The sequence below is a fragment of the Streptomyces sp. NPDC058145 genome (genome assembly GCF_042884245.1).
Classification (GTDB): domain Bacteria; phylum Actinomycetota; class Actinomycetes; order Streptomycetales; family Streptomycetaceae; genus Streptomyces.
The window spans coordinates 441,061-459,415 of the sequence record NZ_JBHVUH010000007.1 but is presented as its reverse complement, the minus strand read 5'-3'; the positions used below and the strand labels follow the sequence as shown (position 1 = coordinate 459,415).

The window sequence follows — 18,355 nt, the reverse complement described above, 5'->3', positions numbered from 1 at the left end:
CGGAGCGGACCCGCTCCGCGAAGCCGGCCATCTTGTCCAGCACGGCGTGCACCCGCGGTACGACGTTCTCGCCGTCCACCTCGATCACCGCGTCCCGGGGGGCCCGCAGCGCGGTGTGCAGCACCGCCCGGTCCTCGGTGATGTTGATCTTCTCGCCGCGGAACATGGCGTCCCGCAGCGCGAACACGCCGGTGGCCGTGGCGAGTTCCCGCAGTAGGGCCAGGGTCTCGTCGGTGACAAGGTGCTTGCTGTAGTCGATGTGCAGGTCGCCGACCCGCACGACGTAGCGCTCGGCGCGGCCGGGGTCCGCCGCGAACAGCTCGCGCAGGGAGAGCCGTCCCGCGGCCCGGTGGTCCTCGAGGGCCGTCCACTCGGGACGGCGGGTGAGCTCGGGGAGGTCTGACGGTGCGTCGGTCATGTCAGGCGTGCTCCTTGGTGGCCTCGCCGCTGAGGGCGATGGCGTACATCTCGTCGGCGTCGAGGCGGCGCAACTCCTCGGCGATGAGTTCGGAGGTGGGGCGGACCTTCAGGGCGAGGGTGCGCGGCGGCTGCCCCGGCAGGGTCAGCGTGGCCAGGGGCCCCTCGGGGCGGTCGATGACGATCTCGCCGTTCTCGGTGCCGAGCCGGACGGCGGTCACCACCGGCCCCGCCGTGACCACGCGGTCCACCGGCACGTTCAGCCGGGCCTCCAGCCAGCGGGAGAGCAGTTCGGCGCTGGGGTTGTCCTGCTCGGCCTCGACGGCGGCCGAGGTCACCTTCACCCGGGCCTGGTCGAGCGCGGCCGCCAGCATGGACCGCCACGGCGTGAGCCGGGTCCAGGCGAGGTCGGTGTCACCGGGCGCGTAGGCGCGCACCCGGGTCTCCAGGACCTCCAGCGGGCGCTCGACGGCGTACAGGTCGGTGATCCGGCGCTGGGCCAGCGCGCCGAGCGGGTCCTTGGAGGGAGTCTCGGGCGCGTCCACCGGCCACCACACGACGACCGGGGCGTCGGGCAGCAGAAGCGGCAGGACCACCGAGTCGGCGTGGTCGGACACCTCGCCGTAGGTGCGCAGCACCACCGTCTCGCCGGTGCCTGCCTCGGAGCCGACCCGGACCTCGGCGTCCAGCCGGGAGGTGGTGCGGTCGCGCAGGGTGCGGGCGTGCCGCTTGATGACGACCAGGGTCCGCGAGGGATGCTCGTGCGAGGCCTCCTCGGCGGCCCGGAGCGAGTCGTAGGCGTTCTCCTCGTCCGTGACGATGACCATCGTCAGGACCATGCCGACGGCGGGGGTGCCGATGGCCCGGCGGCCCCGTACCAGCGCCTTGTTGATCTTGCTTGCCGTGGTGTCGGTCAGGTCGATCTTCATGGCCTGCGCCAGCTCCGTCCGTCTCGTGCGAGCATCTCGTTTGCCTCTTCCGGTCCCCAGGTACCCGCCGGGTACTGGGCCGGCCTGCCGTGCCGGGACCAGTACTCCTCGATCGGGTCGAGGATCTTCCAGGACTCTTCCACTTCCTGGTGACGGGGGAACAGGTTGGCGTCGCCGAGCAGCACGTCCAGGATGAGCCGCTCGTACGCCTCCGGGCTGGACTCCGTGAACGACTCGCCGTAGGCGAAGTCCATGGACACGTCCCGGATCTCCATCGAGGTGCCCGGGACCTTGGATCCGAACCGCACGGTCATGCCCTCGTCCGGCTGGACGCGGATCACGATGGCGTTCTGGCCCAGTTCCTCGGTGGCGGTGGAGTCGAAGGGGGAGTGCGGGGCCCGCTGGAAGACCACCGCGATCTCGGTGACCCGGCGGCCGAGGCGTTTGCCGGTGCGCAGGTAGAAGGGGACGCCCGCCCAGCGGCGGTTGTCGATGCCCAGCTTGATCGCGGCGAAGGTGTCGGTCTTCGACTTGGGGTCGATGCCCTCCTCTTGGAGGTAGCCGATGACCTTCTCGCCGCCCTGCCAGCCGGCCGCGTACTGGCCGCGCACGGTGTGCCGGCCGAGTTCCTCCGGCAGCCGTACCGACTTCAGCACCTTCAGCTTCTCGGTGAGCAGCGCGTCCGCGTCGAACGCGATGGGCTCCTCCATGGCCGTGAGGGCCATCAGTTGCAGGAGGTGGTTCTGGATGACGTCACGGGCGGCGCCGATGCCGTCGTAGTAGCCGGCGCGGCCGCCGATGCCGATGTCCTCGGCCATGGTGATCTGCACGTGGTCGACGTAACTGCGGTTCCAGATCGGCTCGTACATCTGGTTGGCGAAGCGCAGCGCCAGGATGTTCTGGACCGTCTCCTTGCCGAGGTAGTGGTCGATGCGGAACACCTGGTCCGGCTCGAACACGTCGTGCAGGATCGCGTTCAGGTCGCGGGCGCTGGCGAGGTCGTGGCCGAACGGCTTCTCGATGACCGCGCGCCGCCAGGCGCCCTGCGGCGGGGAGGCCAGGCCGTGCTTCTTGAGCTGCCGCACGACCTTGGGGAAGAACTTCGGCGGCACCGAGAGGTAGAACGCGAAGTTGCCGCCGGTGCCCCGGGAGGCGTCCAGTTCCTCGACTGCGTCCTTGAGCTGCTTGAACGCGGTGTCGTCGTCGAAGTCACCGGGGATGAACCGCATGCCCTCGGAGAGCTGCTGCCAGACCTCCTCCCGGAACGGGGTGCGCGAGTGCTCACGCACCGCGTCGTGCACGACCTGCGCGAAGTCCTGGTCCTCCCAGTCCCGGCGGGCGAAGCCGACGAGGGAGAAGCCGGGCGGCAGCAGACCGCGGTTGGCCAGGTCGTAGACGGCCGGCATCAGCTTCTTGCGGGACAGGTCACCGGTCACGCCGAAGATGACCAGACCCGAGGGGCCCGCGATGCGCGGCAGCCGGCGGTCGTCGGCGTCCCGCAGCGGGTTCACCCAGTCGGCGGCCGGGCCGATCGGGACGCGCACGTCCTCGGGCGCGGCCGGCTTCTCCGGCTGCTGGGCGTCGGTCGTCATCACGCCTCAACTCCCTTGTTCTGCAACGACTCGGTGACGGCGTCCAGCAGCTCCTGCCAGGCCGTCTCGAACTTGGCGACGCCCTCGTCCTCGAGCTGCTGGACGACCTCGTCGTAGGAGATGCCGAGCCGCTCGACGGCCGCGAGGTCCGCGCGGGCCCGCTCGTAGCCGCCGGTCACCGTGTCGCCGGTGATCTCGCCGTGGTCGGCGGTGGCCCTCAGGGTGGCCTCCGGCATGGTGTTGACGGTGCCGGGGGCGACCAGCTCGTCGACGTACAGGGTGTCCTTGTAGGCGGGGTCCTTCACACCGGTGGAGGCCCACAGCGGACGCTGCTTGTTGGCCCGGTCACCGGCGAGCGCCTGCCAGCGCCCGGAGCCGAACACCTCCTCGTACGCCTCGTAGGCGAGCCGGGCGTTGGCGAGGGCCGCGCGGCCCTTGAGCGCGAGGGCCTCGTGGGTGCCCAGCGCGGTCAGCCGCTTGTCGATCTCGCTGTCCACGCGGGAGACGAAGAAGGACGCCACCGAGTGGATCTCCGACAGGTCCAGGCCCCGCTCCCTGGCCTTCTCCAGACCGGCCAGGTAGGCGTCCATGACCTCGCGGTAGCGCTCCAGGGAGAAGATCAGCGTCACGTTGACGCTGATGCCCAGGCCGATGACCTCCGTGATCGCCGGCAGGCCCGCCCGGGTCGCCGGGATCTTGATCATCACGTTGGGACGGTCGACCAGCCAGGCAAGCTGCTTGGCCTCGGCGACCGTGGCCTCGGTGCGGTGGGCGAGCCGCGGGTCGACCTCGATGGAGACCCGGCCGTCGCGGCCGTCCGAGGTGGTGTACACGCCCCGCAGGACGTCTGCGGCCGCCCGCACATCGGCGGTCGTCATCATGCGCACGGCCTCGTCGACCGTCACACCCCGCACCGCGAGCTCGGTGAGCTGCTCCTCGTAGCCCTCGCCGGAGCCTATGGCCGCCTGGAAGATCGAGGGGTTGGTGGTGACGCCGACGACGCCGCCGCCGTCCACGAGACCGGCCAGGCTGCCCGAGGTGATGCGGCTGCGCGACAGGTCGTCCAGCCAGACCGACACCCCCTCGTCGGCGAGGCGCTTGAGGGCTCCCGGGGTGGCGATTGCTTCGGTCACAGTGATCTTCTTTCCTATCGCGTCGGTATCAGGCGTGCGTGGCGGCCAGCGACTCGCGGGCAGCGGCGGCGACGTTCTCGGGGGTGAAGCCGAACTCGGCGAACAGTGTGGCCGCGTCGGCGGAGGCGCCGAAGTGTTCCAGGGAGACAATCCGACCTGCGTCGCCCATGAACCGGTGCCAGGTCAGGCCGATGCCGGCCTCGACGGCGACCCGGGCCTTCACGGCCGGCGGCAGCACCCGCTCCCGGTAGGCGCGCGGCTGCTCCTCGAACCACTCCACGGACGGCATGGACACCACCCGGGTGCCGATACCCTCGGCCTCCAGCCGCTCCCGCGCTGCGACGGCGAGCTGCACCTCGGAACCGGTCGCGATGATGATCACCTCCGGGGTCTCGGTCGACGACTCGCGCAGCACATAGCCGCCCTTGGCCGCGTCCTCGTTCGGCGCGTAGGCGGGCACGCCCTGGCGGGTGAGCGCGAGTCCGTGCGGGGCAGGGTCGGTGGCGTGCCTCTTCAGGATCTCGGTCCAGGCGATCGCGGTCTCGTTGGCGTCCGCCGGGCGGACGACGTTCAGGCCCGGGATCGCGCGCAGCGAGGCCAGGTGCTCGACCGGCTGGTGGGTCGGGCCGTCCTCGCCGAGGCCGATGGAGTCGTGCGTCCAGATGTACGTCACCGGCAGCTGCATCAGCGCCGACATCCGTACGGCGTTGCGCATGTAGTCGGAGAACACCAGGAAGGTGCCGCCGTAGACGCGGGTGTTGCCGTGCAGCGCGATGCCGTTCATCTCCGCGGCCATCGAGAACTCGCGGATTCCGAAGTGGACGGTACGGCCGTACGGGTCGGCCTCGGGCAGCGGGTTGCCGGCGGGCAGGAAGGAGCTGCTCTTGTCGATGGTCGTGTTGTTCGAACCGGCGAGGTCGGCGGAACCGCCCCACAGCTCGGGAAGCACCGGGCCGAGGGCCTGCAGCACCTTGCCGGAGGCGGCGCGGGTGGCGACGGACTTGCCCTCCTCGAACACGGGCACCGCGTCCTGCCAGCCCTCGGGCAGCTCGCCCTTGCTGATCCGGTCGAAGAGCCGTGCCCGCTCGGGGTGCGCGGCCCGCCACTCGGCGATCCGCTTGTCCCAGGCCGCGTGCGCCTCGGCGCCCCGGTCCAGGGCCCGCCGGGAGTGGTCCAGGACCTCGTCCGCGACCTCGAAGGTGCGCTCCGGGTCGAAGCCGAGGAGGCGCTTGGTGGCGGCGATCTCGTCCTCGCCGAGTGCGGAGCCGTGGGAGGCCTCGGTGTTCCGCGCGTTCGGGGCCGGCCAGGCGATGACCGTGCGCAGGGCGATGATGGAGGGCCGTCCGGTCTCGGCACGCGCGGCCTCCAGCGCCGCGTGCAGCGCGGGCACGTCGACGTCGCCGTCGGCGGTGGGCGTGACGCGCTGGGTGTGCCAGCCGTAGGCCTCGTACCGCTTCAGCACGTCCTCGGAGAAGGCGGTGGCGGTGTCGCCCTCGATGGAGATGTGGTTGTCGTCGTAGACGAAGACCAGGTTGCCGAGCTTCTGGTGGCCCGCGAGCGAGGAGGCCTCGGCGGAGACGCCCTCCTGCAGGTCGCCGTCGGAGACGATCGCCCAGACGGTGTGGTCGAAGGGGGACTCGCCCCGCGGGGCGTCCGGGTCGAACAGGCCGCGCTCGTAGCGGGCGGCCATCGCCATGCCGACGGCGTTGGCGACGCCCTGGCCGAGCGGGCCGGTCGTGGTCTCGACACCGGCGGTGTGCCCGTACTCCGGGTGACCGGGCGTCTTCGAGCCGTGTGTGCGGAACGCCTTCAGATCGTCCAGTTCCAGCTCGTACCCGGCGAGGAAGAGCTGGGTGTACAGGGTCAGCGAGGTGTGGCCGGGGGAGAGTACGAAGCGGTCCCGGCCGGTCCACTCCGGGTCGGCCGGGTCATGACGCATCACCTTTTGAAAGATCGTGTACGCGACAGGCGCCAGGCTCATCGCGGTGCCCGGGTGGCCGTTGCCGACCTTCTGCACCGAGTCCGCGGCGAGAAGCCGGGCGGTGTCCACGGCGCGCCGGTCCAGGTCGGTCCACTCGAAGCCTTCGGGTGTCTGCGTGCTCATCTTCAAGAAGTCCTCGTTCAATGCGTGATTGCTGGCTGGACACGTTCAAATCTAAAAGTCTGACTTTTTCGAGGGAAGGTCGGAGTGTGTCAGCCTGTGGTGAATCTGGGACAGTGATCGCGCGAGCGGAACGGCACACGGAGAACATGGCGGACGAAACACCCCAAGCCGAGGCCGAGGGCGACGAGGGCATGGACGGCGACGCGATCAGAACCTTCCCCTTCCCGGCCGACCTGGCCGTCGGGGGCGTCGGCATGCAGATCGGCCCCATGGGAGGTGACCGCACCTGGCACGCCGACGCCCCGCTGCACCGCGTCCACCGCATCGACTTCCACGTGGTCATGCTGTTCACCGACGGCCCCGTACGGCACATGGTCGACTTCGCCGAGTACGAGGCCGGGGCCGGGGACCTGCTGTGGATCCGCCCCGGGCAGGTCCACCGCTTCGCCCGGAGCAGCGAGTACCGCGGAACCGTGCTGACCATGCAGCCCGGCTTCCTGCCCCGCGCCACCGTCGAGGCCACCGGCCTGTACCGCTACGACCTGCCGCCGCTGCTGCGCCCCGGACCGGAACAGCTCTCCGCGCTCCGAGCGGCGCTCGAGCAGCTGCGCCGCGAGTACGAGGACACCGCGTCGCTGCCGCTCAGCCTGCACACGGCCGTCCTGCGGCACACCCTGACGGCGTTCCTGCTGCGCCTCGCCCACCTCGCGGCCAGTTCGGCCGAGGCGGCCCGGCGGCCGGCGGACAGCACCTTCACGCTCTTCCGCGACGCGGTCGAGAAGGGCTTCGCCACCCAGCACAGCGTCAGCGCCTACGCGGACGCGCTCGGTTACTCCCGCCGCACGCTCGTCCGCGCGGTCCGTGCGGCCACCGGCGAGACGCCGAAGGGATTCATCGACAAGCGAGTGGTGCTGGAGGCCAAGCGCCTGCTCGCCCACACGGACATGCCGATCGGCCGTGTCGGGGCGGCCGTGGGCTTCCCCGACGCGGCCAACTTCTCCAAGTTCTTCCAGCTCCACACCGGCGTCACGCCGGTGGCGTTCCGGGCCGAGCTGCACTGACCCGGAACCCCGCTCGTGCCACGCGGCCGCCGCCGTGCGGCCGTGCGCCTGCCTAGGATGCGCGGGAAGCCGCACGGGAGGGCAGGGTGAGGGCATGAGGAGCCGGGCCACGGCACTGGTCGTGCAGAACGGTCCGAACGGCGGGCCCGGCCGGTGGGCCGGCTGGCTGGCCGAGGGCGGTATCGACGTGGACGTGGTCCGCGCGGACACCGGGCAGGCACTCCCGGACCGGCTGGAGCACGAGGCGCTGATCGTGCTCGGCGGAGGCTACCTGCCCGACGACGACACCCGGGCGCCATGGCTTGCCCGGACCCGGACGCTGATGGGCCAGGCGCTGGAACGCGACGTACCGGTCTTCGGGATCTGCCTCGGCGGACAGATGCTGGCGCATGTGGCGGGCGGTGAGGTGAAGGGCGAGCACGGTGAGCCCGAGTTCGGCAGCACGGTGCTGACCCTGCTCGCGCCGGCGGCCGAGGACCCGCTCTTCGGCGGGCTGCCCGAGCGTCCGACCGCGGTCGAGAACCATGTGGACGCGATCGTGCGGCTGCCGGCCGGGGCGCGCCCGCTGGCGCGCAGCGAGCGCTGTCCCCACCAGGCCTTCCGGCTCGGCCGGTCGGCGTGGGGGGTGCAGTTCCACCCAGAGGCCGACCCCGAGCAGATCGCGCACTGGCCGGTGGAGCGCCTGTCCCGGCACGGCGTCGACCGGGACGAACTGCTCCGGGCGGCCCGGCGGGCCGATCCCGCCGCGGCCCCGGTGTGGCGCGAGGTGGCGCTGCGCTTCGCGCGGCTGGTGCGGGAGCGCCCCGCGCCGGCGGCCGGCTGACGGTGCCCGGGCCCGTCACCGGTCAGCGGTCACGGGCCCGGGCGCGCGATCACCTCGTCAGTGACCGAAGTCGAACCAGTTGACGTTCACGAAGTCGGCCGGCTGGCCGCTGGTGAAGGTCAGATAGACGTCGTGCGTGCCGGTCACCCCGCCGATGTTCGCCGGGACGGTGCGCCAGGACTGCCAGCCGCCGGTGTTGGCCAGCGCGAAGCTGCCGATCGGGGCGTTGCTGCGGCTGTCCAGCCGTACCTCCACCAGTCCGCTCACTCCTGACGCGGCCCCGCTCGCCACCCGGGCGTAGAACTGCTTGGCCGCGGTGGAACCGAAGTTGACGCCCTTGTACAGCGCCCAGTCGCCGTTGGCGAGGGAGCCGAGGTCCTGACCGCCGCCGGAGTCGGTGGTGGACTCGGGGACCACGCCGGACTGGCTGTCGAAGGACTCGGCCTGGATGGCGCTGTAGGCGTCCCGGTTGCCGGAGGGCGGGGGAGTGGTGCCGCCGCCACCGCCGCCCGAGGACTGCAGGACCTGCACGTAGTCCACGGCCATCGGGTGGTTCGGCTCGGTGCCGCCGTCGGGGCCGCCGCCGAACGCCCCCGGGAAGCCACCGCCCATCGCCACGTTGAGGATGACGAAGTAACCGTGGTTGGTGGCGTTGGCCCAGGTGGTCGCGTCGACCTGGTTGGCCTTCACGGTGTGGAAGTTGACGCCGTCGAGGTAGAAGCGGATCTCCTCGGGGCTGGTCGAGCGGTCCCACTCCATCGAGTAGGTGTGGAAGCCGGCCTGACAGGTGCTGCCGGTACAGGAGGTGGAGTTGCCGATGCCGGAGGTCTCGTTGCAGGGGCCGCCCGGGTTGGTGCCGCAGTGCATGGTCGACCAGTCGGTGTTGAGACCCTGGACGTTCTCCATGATGTCCAGCTCGCCGACGCCCGGCCAGTTCTGGTAGTTGCCGCGGAACGGTGAGCCGAGCATCCAGAACGCCGGCCAGTAGCCCTTGGCGGCCGCGCCGGTGACATTGGGCATCTGGATGCGGGCCTGCACGCGCAGCTTGCCGCCCGACGGGGGCTGGAAGTCGGTGCGCGTGGTCTCGACGCGGCCCGAGGTCCAGTGGCCGGAGGCGTCCCGGCGCGGGGTGATGAGTAGGTTGCCGTTGCCGTCCAGCGCGACGTTGTTGGTGCTGGAGGTCATCGTCTCGACCTCGCCCGTGCCCCAGTTGGCGGCGCCGCCCGGGTACGAAGTACCGGTGTCGTACTGCCAGTTGGAGGTGTTGACACCGGAGCCGGCCGAGCCGTTGAAGTCGTCGAGGAAGACCTGGCTCCAGCCGGACGGCGGGGTGGGGGCGGACGCGCTCGCCGGGGCGGTGGCGGCCGTCGCGACCGCCGTGGCCAGACCGACGGTCGCGACGACCGCGACCAGCGTGCGGCGGAACAGCCGGGGTCTGGGCATGCCGGAGGAATCGCTCATGGGGGAGAGCCTCTCGGGTACGGAGGTGGTGTGCGGGGAGGCCCTTGGAAGTGCTCCCACGGTGTATTGAGAGCGCTCTCAGGGTGTCGCCAATGTGCTCCCCGCTTCCCCGGTCGTCAAGAGTTAAAGCAGAGAAACTCCTCTGGCGGCACGGGAGTTCACCCCATGAAGCCACCCGTACCGGAGCAGACCGTGCTGCCGCGACGGGGCCCGGTCGAGGGTGCGGCAGCATCGGCCGCCGGTTCGCCGGTACCGGCCCTCGGCGCGGGGACTTCCCCGACGCGCGCGTCGATGTGCGAGGGTGCAGGCGTGAGACTGACGATTCTGGGTGGCGGCGGCTTCCGGGTTCCGCTCGTGTACGGGGCGCTGCTGACCGACCGCGGCGCGGGCCGGGTCACGGAGGTCGTGCTGCACGATCCGGACGGCAGCCGGCTGTACGCGGTCGCCCGGGTGCTGGCCGAGCAGGCTTCGGCCGCCGCGGACGCCCCTCGCGTGACCACCACCACCGACCTCGACGAGGCCCTGCGCGGCGCCGACTTCGTCTTCTCCGCGATCCGCGTCGGCGGCCTCCAGGGCCGGGCGGACGACGAGCGGGTGGCCCTGGCCGAGGGGGTCCTCGGCCAGGAGACGGTCGGCGCGGGCGGCATCGCCTACGGACTGCGGACGGTCCCGGTCGCCGTCGACATCGCGCGGCGGGTGGCCCGCCTGGCCCCGGAGGCCTGGGTCATCAACTTCACCAACCCGGCGGGGCTGGTCACCGAGGCCATGTCCCGCCACCTCGGCGACCGGGTGATCGGCATCTGCGACTCGCCGGTCGGCCTCGGCCGCCGGGTGGCCCGGGTGCTCGGGGTGAGGCCCGAGGACGCCTGGATCGACTACGTCGGCCTCAACCACCTCGGCTGGCTGCGCGGTCTGCGCGTCGAGGGCCGCGACGAACTCCCGCGCCTGCTCGCCGACCCTGGACTGCTCGGCTCCTTCGAGGAGGGCAGGCTCTTCGGCGCCGACTGGCTGCAGTCGCTGGGCGCGGTCCCCAACGAGTACCTGCACTACTACTACTTCAACCGCGAGGCGGTGCGCGCCTACCAGGAGGCGGAGAAGACCCGCGGCGCCTTCCTGCGCGAGCAGCAGGCACGCTTCTACGACGAGGCCCGCCGTACGGACGTCTCCGCCCTCGGCGCCTGGGAGCGGACCCGCGCCGAGCGCGAGGCGACGTACATGGCGGAGAACCGGGAGACGGCGGGTGCCGGCGAGCGCGAGGCCGAGGATCTCTCGGGCGGTTACGAGAAGGTGGCCCTGGCCCTGATGCGGGCCATCGCCCGGGACGAGCGCACCACGCTGATCCTCAACGTCCGCAACCGGGGCACCCTGTCCGTCCTGGACGACGACGCCGTCGTCGAGGTGCCCTGCCTGGTCGACGCCAACGGCGCCCACCCGGTCGCGGCCGCCCCGCTGCCCGGCCATGCCACCGGGCTGGTGTGCGCGGTCAAGGCTGTCGAGCGCGAGGTGCTCGCCGCCGCCGGGTCGGGGTCGCGCGCCACGGCCGTGAAGGCCTTCGCGCTCCATCCGCTGGTCGACTCGGTTCACGTGGCCCGGCGACTGGTGGAGGGGTACACGGCCGTCCATCCCGGGCTCGGGTACCTGACGTAGCCCCGGCCTCGGGCACCGGTCCTGGTCCCGCCCCGCGCCGGGTATCCGACGTGGCCGACGGGCCCCGCCCACCCGGCGTGGCCGTGGACCGTGCTTCGGGCCGGCCGGCCGCTCCCCGTGACCGCGGCCGGCCGGTCCGATCCCCCGTTCCCCCCGTCGGTGCCTCCCCCGTATCCCCCTTGTTCCTGGTATTGAGAGCCGCTGGACCGCCCCCTGATACACCCCGGGCGAAAAAAAATCCCCCCGGCCCGAAAGCCGGGGGGACATGGCCGTGCGCTGCCGTGCTCAGCCGGTGAAACCGGCCGTGATGGAGGTGAACTGCCAGTTGCTCTGGCTGATGCCGGAGCAGTTGCTCACCACGCCGCCGCCCGGGCAGGGCCGGTCGCGGTTGACCGCCCAGTAGGCGAGCCGCGCGATGTGGTGGGAGTTGGCCCAGTCACGGATCTGGGTCCAGATCGCCGGGGTGGTGTTCTCCTGCTGGTCGGACAGGCCGTTCATGCCGGAGATGCCGATATGCGAGTAGGCGGTCGCATCGTCCCAGCCGAACGTCGACTTCAGCTTGTTCTTCAGCCCGTCGGCCGCGTTCACGGTGTTGCCGTACATGTCGGAGCCGCCGCCGAAGTCGAACGGCATGATCGTGAAGACGTCGATGTTGGCGCCGAGGGACTGCGCCTGCTCGATGAGCCGGTTGCCGTAGTAGGTCGGGCCGGTGGTCGAGGTGCCGAAGGTGACGATGGTCCTCAGACCGGGGTTGTTGGCCTTGACCGTCTTCAGCGCGGTGAGGATCCGCGCCTGCACGGCCTCGTTCTCGAACTCGTCCGTGTTCTCGATGTCCATGTCGATCGCCTTCAGCGAGTAGGCGTCGATCACCTTCTGCAGCGCCCCCGCCAGCGTGCTCGCCGAGGAGCAGTTGGCGCCGAGCTTGCTGCCCTGCCAGCCGCCGAACGACGGGACGACGTCGCCGCCCGCCGAGCGGATCTGGTTGATGGCGGTCTGGTCGGCGCCGCCGGTCAGCGCCCGGCTGCCGTCCCAGGCCGGGTTGCAGCCGCCCGAGTCCAGCACGAACGCCATGGTGAACCACTTGACGCCGGTCGCGCTCATCACGGTGCTCGGGTTCGGCGGATCGCCCCAGCCCTCGTACAGATAGGGGGCCGCCTGCTTGAACCCGGTGCCGCCGCCGGTCCCGGCGTCCGTCGTGACGGACACGGAGTTGGAGGCCGGCGACACGTTCCCGGCCGCGTCCCGCGCCTTCACGGTGAAGGTGTACGACGTGCTCGGCGACAGCCCGCCGACCGTGGCGGAGGTGCCGGAGACGCTGAGCACCTGGCTCGATCCGGCGTAGATGTCGTACGCCGTCACGCCCACGTTGTCCGAGGCGGCGTTCCACTTCAGCGACACGCTGGAGGAGGACTTGCCGGTCGAGGTGAGTCCGCCGGGCGTGGTCGGCGCCTGGGTGTCCCCGCCGCCTCCGCCGCCCGGACCGTCGAGCTGGATGTCGTCGGCGTAGTACGAACCCTGCGCGTACCAACCGTGCACATAGATGGTGGCGCTGGTCTGCGAGGCGCCGGTGGTGAAGGAGACACTGAGCCGGCTGTACGCCGACGGGGAGGTGGTCCAGGTGGAGGCGCCGCCGTCGACGCCGAGGTACACATAGGAACCCCGGACCCAGCCGCTGAGGGTGTACGCGGTGTTCGGCTTGACCGCGACCGTCTGGCCGCACTGTGCGTTGTCGCTAGAACTCACCGCGCCCTGCAGGGCCTTGGAGCCGCTGTGCACGGGGGAGGAGACGACCGAGCCGAGGTTGCCGGTGCAGGTCCAGGGGGAGAGGCCGCCCGACTCGAAGCCGGGGTTGGTGAGGACGTTGGCCGCCTGAGCGGTGCCCGGAAGGGCGACGGCCCCGCCGAGGGCCAGGGCGGCGGAGCCGAGCAGGGCGAGGAGCCGGCGTCTGGGACGCCCGAGTATGTGGCGCACGCGATCTCCCTGTGGGAATGGGGGTGTTCGGGAGTGCAAGGGGAATGCGGAAGGTGCGCCAACCAAGTTGGTATGGACCAATCCGGGTGTCAATAGGCTGAGTTCGAATTGGTCCAGACCGGTGTGAGGGGTGGAGGTGTCACGCCGGGGCGGTGGCGGGGGCGCCGGCCTCCCTGGCGACTCCGTCGGCGGGCGCCGGTACCGCGGGGAGCGGAGTCTGCGCGGTCCGCTGCTGGGGCACGGACACCGGCCGCAGCGTTCGCGGCGCCGACACCACCGTGTAGTCCTGGCCCAGGAACGGGGGCTCGATCACGCCCGGGTCCTCGCCCAGCGCCATTTGCACAGCCGCCCAGGGGGCGTTGACCCCGCACAGCGAAAGCTGGTGCAGCCCGCCGGCCGGCCTGGTGTTCACGTCCAGCAGCACCGGGCGGTCGCCGTGCATCCGGAACTGGATGTTGGACAGGTAGTGCAGCCCGAAGCCCTCCGCGAGCAGCCGGGCCGGCGCCAGCCACCGCTCGCGCAGCGTGAAGCCCCGGCGACGGCCGTTCTTGGTGCGGCCCACCACCAGCCGCACCCGGTTGTCCGGCCCGGTCAGGCAGTCCACCGACACCTCCGGCTGCTCCAGCCGCGGCATCACCAGCCAGTCCACCGGCTCCTCGGCCCGTCGCAGCGCCTCGACCACCAGATCGAGCTGGACGTACGGCCCCGGGAAACCGCTCAGATGCGTGAGCGAGAAGGGCGCACGCGTGATCATCCGGAAGCCGACCCCGCCCGCCCCGGACGCCGGTTTGAAGCACGCCCGCTCCCCGGCCGCCTCCAGCTCCTCCACAGCGGCGACGAGTTCGTCCGCCGTGCGCACCCGCCACCAGGGCGGCACCGGCACGCCGACCGAACGCGCCGCCTCGTACGCGGTCGCCTTGTCCTCGAACACGGCCACCGCTTCGGGCGTCGGCGCCAGCAGCGCCGTACCGGCCGCCCGGAACTCGGCGCGGTGCGCCACGATCGCCGCCTGGTGCAGCCGGGGCACGAACACGTCGATCCCGCGCCGGAGGCACTGGTCGAGGGCGTACTCCACGTACGCGGCCGGCGACAGGCCCTCCGGCTCCAGGTCGGCGGTGTCGGCGGCGGCCAGCACGGGGGAGTCGGCGTCACCGTGCGTGGCGTGGATCTCGACCGCCCGGTCGCTGGGATTCCTCCGCAGCTGATCCATGAAGAAGACGTTCTCCGCGTACGTGCGGTTGAGCCAGACGCGTACGCGAGAGGGCATCCAGGCCGCCTTTCGGGGTTTTCGGGCAGGGCGCAGCGGCCCGTGCCCGGGCAGGAGGGAGGAAGGGACACCAAACGGCCCTGTGAAAGGGGGAGTTAGGGGCGTCGATGTTGGGGCGATCATACGGCTTTCAAAAGCCCGCGCGTGCAACGCGCAGGTTACGGATTCCCCCGGCCCGGACGGGCGGCCACTGGCCAAAGATCCCCTTGCCCCGGCCTCGTGAATGTGTTCTGGTGGTGCTCACGGCATGATCGGAAGGGGTACGGGGTGGAGTCGACGGCCGGGGCCGGACAGCTACTGGCCATCAGCGATCTGCACATCTCGTATCCGGAGAACCGCGCGCTCGTGGAGCGGATGCGCCCCCACACGGACGACGACTGGCTGATCGTGGCCGGGGACGTCGCCGAGACCGTAGAGGACATCCGCTGGGCGCTCGCCACCCTCGCGGACCGCTTCGCCAAGGTCCTGTGGGCACCCGGCAACCACGAGCTGTGGACGCACCCGAAGGACACCGTCACCCTGCGCGGCGTGGCCCGCTACGAGCACCTCGTCACCGTGTGCCGGGAACTGGGCGTGCTCACGCCGGAGGACCCGTACCCGGTGTGGCGGGGCCCGGGCGGCCCGGTCGTCGTCGCCCCGCTGTTCCTGCTGTACGACTACTCCTTCCTGCCGGACGGCTGCGCCACCAAGACCGACGGCCTGGCCTACGCGCACAGCACCGGCATCGTCTGCAACGACGAGTACCTGCTGCACCCCGACCCCTACCCGACCCGCGAGGACTGGTGCCGCGCCCGCGTCGCCGAGACCGAGCGCAGGCTCGCCGAGCTGCCCGCGGACCTGCCGACCGTCCTGGCCGGGCACTACCCGCTCGACCGGCACCCGACGGACGTGCTGTGGTACCCCGAGTTCGCCATGTGGTGCGGCACCAGCCTCACCGCCGACTGGCACCACCGGTTCCGGGTCGAGACGATGGTCTACGGCCACCTGCACATCCCGCGGATCACCTGGCACGAGGGAGTCCGCTTCGAAGAGGTGTCCGTGGGATACCCCCGCGAATGGCGCAAGCGCCCGGTACCCCCGGGGCAGCCGCGCCGCATACTGCCGATGGAGGTCGGACCCGGTGATCGAGGAGCTGCTCCCGGAGTCGGTGGTGGCCGTGGAGTCGCACGGTGACCAGGACACCGACGAGGCCCTGCTGTACCCGCAGGAGCGCCTGCTGGTCGCACGGGCGGTGAGCAAGCGCCGCCGGGAGTTCACGGCGGCGCGGGTCTGCGCCCGGCGGGCCATGGAGAAGCTCGGCGTACCGCCGCAGCCCGTCCTGACCGGCGAGCGCGGTGCCCCCGTGTGGCCGGACGGGCTGGCCGGCAGCATGACCCACTGCGACGGCTACCGCGCCGCCGCGCTCGTGCGCTCCGCCGACCTGGCCTCCCTCGGCATCGACGCCGAACCGCACGCACCGCTGCCGGACGGCGTCTTCGGCACCATCGCGCTCCCCGCCGAGCAGGACCGGCACCGCGCGCTGTCCGCGGCCCGGCCCGCCGTGCACTGGGACCGGCTGCTGTTCAGCGCCAAGGAGTCCGTCTACAAGGCGTGGTTCCCCCTGACCCGCGCCTGGCTCGACTTCTCCGAGGCCGACATCGAGCTCAGCGCCGCCTCCGGCCAGGACGCGCGCGGCGGTTTCCACGCCCGGCTGCTGGTTCCCGGCCCGCTGGTCGGCGGCGTCCGTGTGAGCGCGTTCGAGGGGAGCTGGCTCATCCGGGACGGGCTGGTGATGTCGGCGGTGACCGTCCCGCACCACTGAGCGGAACGGTCACCCGGGACCGGACCTCACTCCTGCGGGCACCAGTGGGACAGCAGCCCGAAGAACTCCTCCTCGTTGCCCGCGAGCCCGGCCCGCGCAAGCGCCCCGTCCGCCTCGGCGAGCACGGCGGGCGGCACAGGGACGGGCCGGGGCCCGTCCGGCGGCCCGTCGAAGGCGGCGCGCACGGTGTGCAGGAGCCGCAGATAGGCCTGGACGGCGGTGCGCTCACGGTCGGTCAGTACGGCGGTGGTCATCGGTCGGCTCTCCCCGGTTCGGCGTCACGGATCACGCGCGCTGCGGCGCCGTGCGCCGCGTCGTACGGCGCACGACTCCAGCTTGCCGCCCACCACTGACAACGCCCCGCGGGCAGGCCCGGGTTCGCCCGCTCGGAGGACGCGATACCCCCTGTGGACACGGCACTTGGCGGTCGGAGCGGTCCAGGTGACCGGCGCGCGGGCCGGGCGGACCGCCCACGTCCGTGCGATTGCCACGACGGTCTACGACTCGGGCCGCTGGACGCTCTCCAGGAGCATGTCGAGCCACTCGGCGACCTTGTCCCGGTGCTGGTCGGTGGGCAGTTGCGCGGCCCGCCAGGCGATCCCGCGGACCCCGTGGTCCTGCAACAGCCGCTCCAGCGGGTCCTCCGCCGGCTCGGCGGCGGCCCGCTCCCGGTCGGCGAGCTTCTGCAGCAGCTCCTGCTCGGTGCGCTGCAGGGCACCCGCCAGCGCCTCGGCGTCCTCCGCGGTGAGGAAGCCGGCGTGCACCCGGAAGAACCGCTGCAGGGCGTCGCAGTGCTCCATGGTCGGCCGCCGGTCGCCGTTGATCAGCGCGCCCGCCTGCTGCCGGGACATGCCGGCGCCGTCCGCGATCTCCTGCTGGGTGTACTTGCGGCCGTTCGGCTTCAGCCGGGTGCGGCGCAGCAGGTCCAGGCGCTGCAGGAAGCGGGCCTGGACGTCCGGTTCGCCCGCCGGGCGGCCGCTGAGCAGGGCCTTGACCACCGGCTCCGGAACACCGCAGGCGACGCAGAGCCGCCCCACGTCGAAGACCTCGGTGTGCGGCACGCCGAGCCGGTCGGCGAGCGCGGTGACGCGGGCGGCGACGGCCGACAGCTGTGCGGTCTCGGTGGCGCCCGGATCCTCGTAGCCATCCGTCACCGACAGAACTCCTACGTCTCTCGAGGGCCTCAGGTGCGTTCCGTGCTTCTCATAAGCGGGTGTCGTGAACTTCCCGGAGAGTAGCGGGTGCTTCGAACCCGCAGCCAGGTCTCGCCACAACTGTGGCGAATTTCAGCCGTCAACCGACATGAAATGCCACGATAGTTGACACGGCTCTCGTCGGGCAGCAGGATCGCATCGCCGCGCGAAGGCCGGCAGAGGCAAGAGGGGTGACCTCCCGATGGCACATCAGGCAGGAGGACAGTGGCCGGCGCCGCGGCCCGTCCCCGAGGGCTGCGAGGTCCAGGCGTACCTCCAGGACTACGCCGCGCTGGTGGACGCCGTCCCCTTCCCGTCCCTGGTCGTCGACCACCGCTGGAACGTCATGCTGGCCAACGGCGCCTACGGGACGCTCTTCGGCGGTGTGCGCCCCCACCCGACCGCCATGCCCGGGGACAACTTCCTGCGCTTCGTGCTGTTCCACCCCGACGCCGGCGGCATCCTCGGTGAGCACGAGCAGGGCTGGTGCCTGCCGATGCTGGCCCATCTGCAGGCCGCGATGGACCGCTCGGGCCACGACCACGAACTCCAGGCAATCCGCCGGGACATCGGCCAGGACCCGATCATGGAGGCCGCCTACCGGCAGGGCCTGCCGCACTGGATCCGCGCCGTCGGCGAGGCCGCGACCCGGATCGACGGCGCCGTACGCCTGCTGCACCATCCCGACCCGCGCCGGGGTCCCACCGAGTGCCGGATCGTCGACGAGACGCCCCGGACCCTCGAGGAGATCGGCTGCACGCGGCTGACGATGGTGCTGCGCGACACCCGCCGCCCGGCCGGCTCCGCGCGCCGTCAGCGCCCGACGCGTGGCGCCGGCACGCATCTGACGGTCGTTCCGGCCCCCAAGGACTGACCCGGTTCCGTCGGCGTTCAGGTCGCCGACGGGACCGGGCCAGGAAGCGCCGTCTCCGGCCCCCTTCGTCCGATCGCGCCCA

The 18,355-nt window shown here is 71.7% G+C and carries 15 protein-coding genes and 1 pseudogene; 6 read left to right on the top strand and 10 right to left on the bottom strand.

Going from position 1 to position 18,355, the window contains the following annotated elements:
- The 5 genes and pseudogenes from ACFVVO_RS18940 to tkt all read right to left on the bottom strand — a co-directional run.
- Positions 1–418, bottom strand: a pseudogene (locus ACFVVO_RS18940) (glucose-6-phosphate isomerase); the annotation flags it as partial.
- A gap of 1 nt (position 419) precedes the next feature.
- Complete coding sequence (gene opcA / locus ACFVVO_RS18935; protein WP_390056244.1) at positions 420–1,346, bottom strand: glucose-6-phosphate dehydrogenase assembly protein OpcA; 927 nt, start codon at positions 1,344–1,346, stop codon at positions 420–422.
- Positions 1,343–2,938, bottom strand: coding sequence for a glucose-6-phosphate dehydrogenase (gene zwf / locus ACFVVO_RS18930; RefSeq protein WP_390056242.1), 1,596 nt, complete (start codon positions 2,936–2,938; stop codon positions 1,343–1,345). The genes opcA and zwf overlap by 4 nt, the downstream gene beginning before the upstream one ends.
- Positions 2,938–4,071, bottom strand: coding sequence for a transaldolase (tal, locus tag ACFVVO_RS18925; RefSeq protein ID WP_390056241.1), 1,134 nt, complete (start codon positions 4,069–4,071; stop codon positions 2,938–2,940). Before tal ends, zwf begins: the two co-directional genes overlap by 1 nt.
- Before the next feature lie 28 nt (positions 4,072–4,099).
- Positions 4,100–6,175, bottom strand: a complete 2,076-nt coding sequence (gene tkt / locus ACFVVO_RS18920) for a transketolase (protein WP_390056239.1) — start codon at positions 6,173–6,175, stop codon at positions 4,100–4,102.
- A gap of 146 nt (positions 6,176–6,321) precedes the next feature.
- Here tkt and ACFVVO_RS18915 point away from each other — a divergent pair, with 146 nt between their 5' ends.
- Both ACFVVO_RS18915 and ACFVVO_RS18910 read left to right on the top strand, forming a co-directional pair.
- Positions 6,322–7,236: a helix-turn-helix domain-containing protein gene (locus ACFVVO_RS18915; RefSeq protein ID WP_390056238.1), complete on the top strand. Its 915-nt coding sequence runs from the start codon at positions 6,322–6,324 to the stop codon at positions 7,234–7,236.
- Between the two features lie 94 nt (positions 7,237–7,330).
- Complete coding sequence (locus ACFVVO_RS18910) at positions 7,331–8,059, top strand: type 1 glutamine amidotransferase (RefSeq protein WP_390056236.1); 729 nt, start codon at positions 7,331–7,333, stop codon at positions 8,057–8,059.
- 57 nt (positions 8,060–8,116) lie between these two features.
- Here the strand turns inward: ACFVVO_RS18910 and ACFVVO_RS18905 are convergent, their stop codons facing one another.
- Positions 8,117–9,520 (bottom strand): glycoside hydrolase family 16 protein, encoded by a 1,404-nt coding sequence (locus ACFVVO_RS18905; RefSeq protein WP_390056234.1) that lies wholly within the window; start codon positions 9,518–9,520, stop codon positions 8,117–8,119.
- A 309-nt stretch (positions 9,521–9,829) separates the two neighbouring features.
- On the opposite strand from ACFVVO_RS18905, the gene ACFVVO_RS18900 reads away from it, so the two are divergent.
- Positions 9,830–11,167 (top strand): 6-phospho-beta-glucosidase, encoded by a 1,338-nt coding sequence (locus ACFVVO_RS18900; RefSeq protein ID WP_390056232.1) that lies wholly within the window; start codon positions 9,830–9,832, stop codon positions 11,165–11,167.
- Positions 11,168–11,452: 285 nt separating this feature from the next.
- On the opposite strand, the gene ACFVVO_RS18895 is transcribed toward ACFVVO_RS18900, so the two are convergent.
- Together ACFVVO_RS18895 and ACFVVO_RS18890 are read right to left on the bottom strand one after the other, a co-directional pair.
- Positions 11,453–13,138 carry a carbohydrate binding domain-containing protein gene (locus ACFVVO_RS18895; RefSeq protein ID WP_390056231.1) on the bottom strand — a complete coding sequence of 562 codons (1,686 nt, stop codon included), beginning with the start codon at positions 13,136–13,138 and terminating at the stop codon, positions 11,453–11,455.
- Between the two features lie 139 nt (positions 13,139–13,277).
- The gene (locus ACFVVO_RS18890) at positions 13,278–14,405 is read right to left on the bottom strand and encodes an ATP-grasp domain-containing protein (RefSeq protein ID WP_390056229.1); all 1,128 of its coding nucleotides are present in this window, start codon (positions 14,403–14,405) and stop codon (positions 13,278–13,280) included.
- Between the two features lie 267 nt (positions 14,406–14,672).
- Here ACFVVO_RS18890 and ACFVVO_RS18885 point away from each other — a divergent pair, with 267 nt between their 5' ends.
- On the top strand, positions 14,673–15,578 hold the full coding sequence (locus tag ACFVVO_RS18885; protein ID WP_390056228.1) for a metallophosphoesterase family protein: 906 nt from the start codon (positions 14,673–14,675) through the stop codon (positions 15,576–15,578).
- Complete coding sequence (locus tag ACFVVO_RS18880; RefSeq protein ID WP_390056227.1) at positions 15,526–16,206, top strand: 4'-phosphopantetheinyl transferase; 681 nt, start codon at positions 15,526–15,528, stop codon at positions 16,204–16,206. The genes ACFVVO_RS18885 and ACFVVO_RS18880 overlap by 53 nt, the downstream gene beginning before the upstream one ends.
- 26 nt (positions 16,207–16,232) lie before the next feature.
- On the opposite strand, the gene ACFVVO_RS18875 is transcribed toward ACFVVO_RS18880, so the two are convergent.
- A complete protein-coding gene (locus ACFVVO_RS18875; protein ID WP_390056225.1) occupies positions 16,233–16,460 on the bottom strand; it encodes a hypothetical protein in 228 nt (75 codons plus the stop codon).
- 243 nt (positions 16,461–16,703) lie between these two features.
- The gene (locus ACFVVO_RS18870; RefSeq protein WP_390056224.1) at positions 16,704–17,360 is read right to left on the bottom strand and encodes a helix-turn-helix domain-containing protein; all 657 of its coding nucleotides are present in this window, start codon (positions 17,358–17,360) and stop codon (positions 16,704–16,706) included.
- A gap of 241 nt (positions 17,361–17,601) precedes the next feature.
- Between ACFVVO_RS18870 and ACFVVO_RS18865 the strand changes: the two genes are divergently transcribed.
- On the top strand, positions 17,602–18,273 hold the full coding sequence (locus ACFVVO_RS18865; protein WP_390056222.1) for a hypothetical protein: 672 nt from the start codon (positions 17,602–17,604) through the stop codon (positions 18,271–18,273).
- Positions 18,274–18,355: the final 82 nt, after the last annotated feature.

Bases quoted from the DNA above. Each gene is read 5' to 3' on its own strand.
- ACFVVO_RS18875 (WP_390056225.1), bottom strand. From the start codon at position 16,460: ATGACCACCGCCGTACTGACCGACCGTGAGCGCACCGCCGTCCAGGCC.
- ACFVVO_RS18915 (WP_390056238.1), top strand. From the start codon at position 6,322: ATGGCGGACGAAACACCCCAAGCCGAGGCCGAGGGCGACGAGGGCATG.
- opcA (WP_390056244.1), bottom strand. From the start codon at position 1,346: ATGAAGATCGACCTGACCGACACCACGGCAAGCAAGATCAACAAGGCG.
- ACFVVO_RS18905 (WP_390056234.1), bottom strand. From the start codon at position 9,520: ATGAGCGATTCCTCCGGCATGCCCAGACCCCGGCTGTTCCGCCGCACG.
- zwf (WP_390056242.1), bottom strand. From the start codon at position 2,938: ATGACGACCGACGCCCAGCAGCCGGAGAAGCCGGCCGCGCCCGAGGAC.
- ACFVVO_RS18890 (WP_390056229.1), bottom strand. From the start codon at position 14,405: ATGCCCTCTCGCGTACGCGTCTGGCTCAACCGCACGTACGCGGAGAAC.
- ACFVVO_RS18910 (WP_390056236.1), top strand. From the start codon at position 7,331: ATGAGGAGCCGGGCCACGGCACTGGTCGTGCAGAACGGTCCGAACGGC.
- ACFVVO_RS18865 (WP_390056222.1), top strand. From the start codon at position 17,602: ATGGCACATCAGGCAGGAGGACAGTGGCCGGCGCCGCGGCCCGTCCCC.
- tkt (WP_390056239.1), bottom strand. From the start codon at position 6,175: ATGAGCACGCAGACACCCGAAGGCTTCGAGTGGACCGACCTGGACCGG.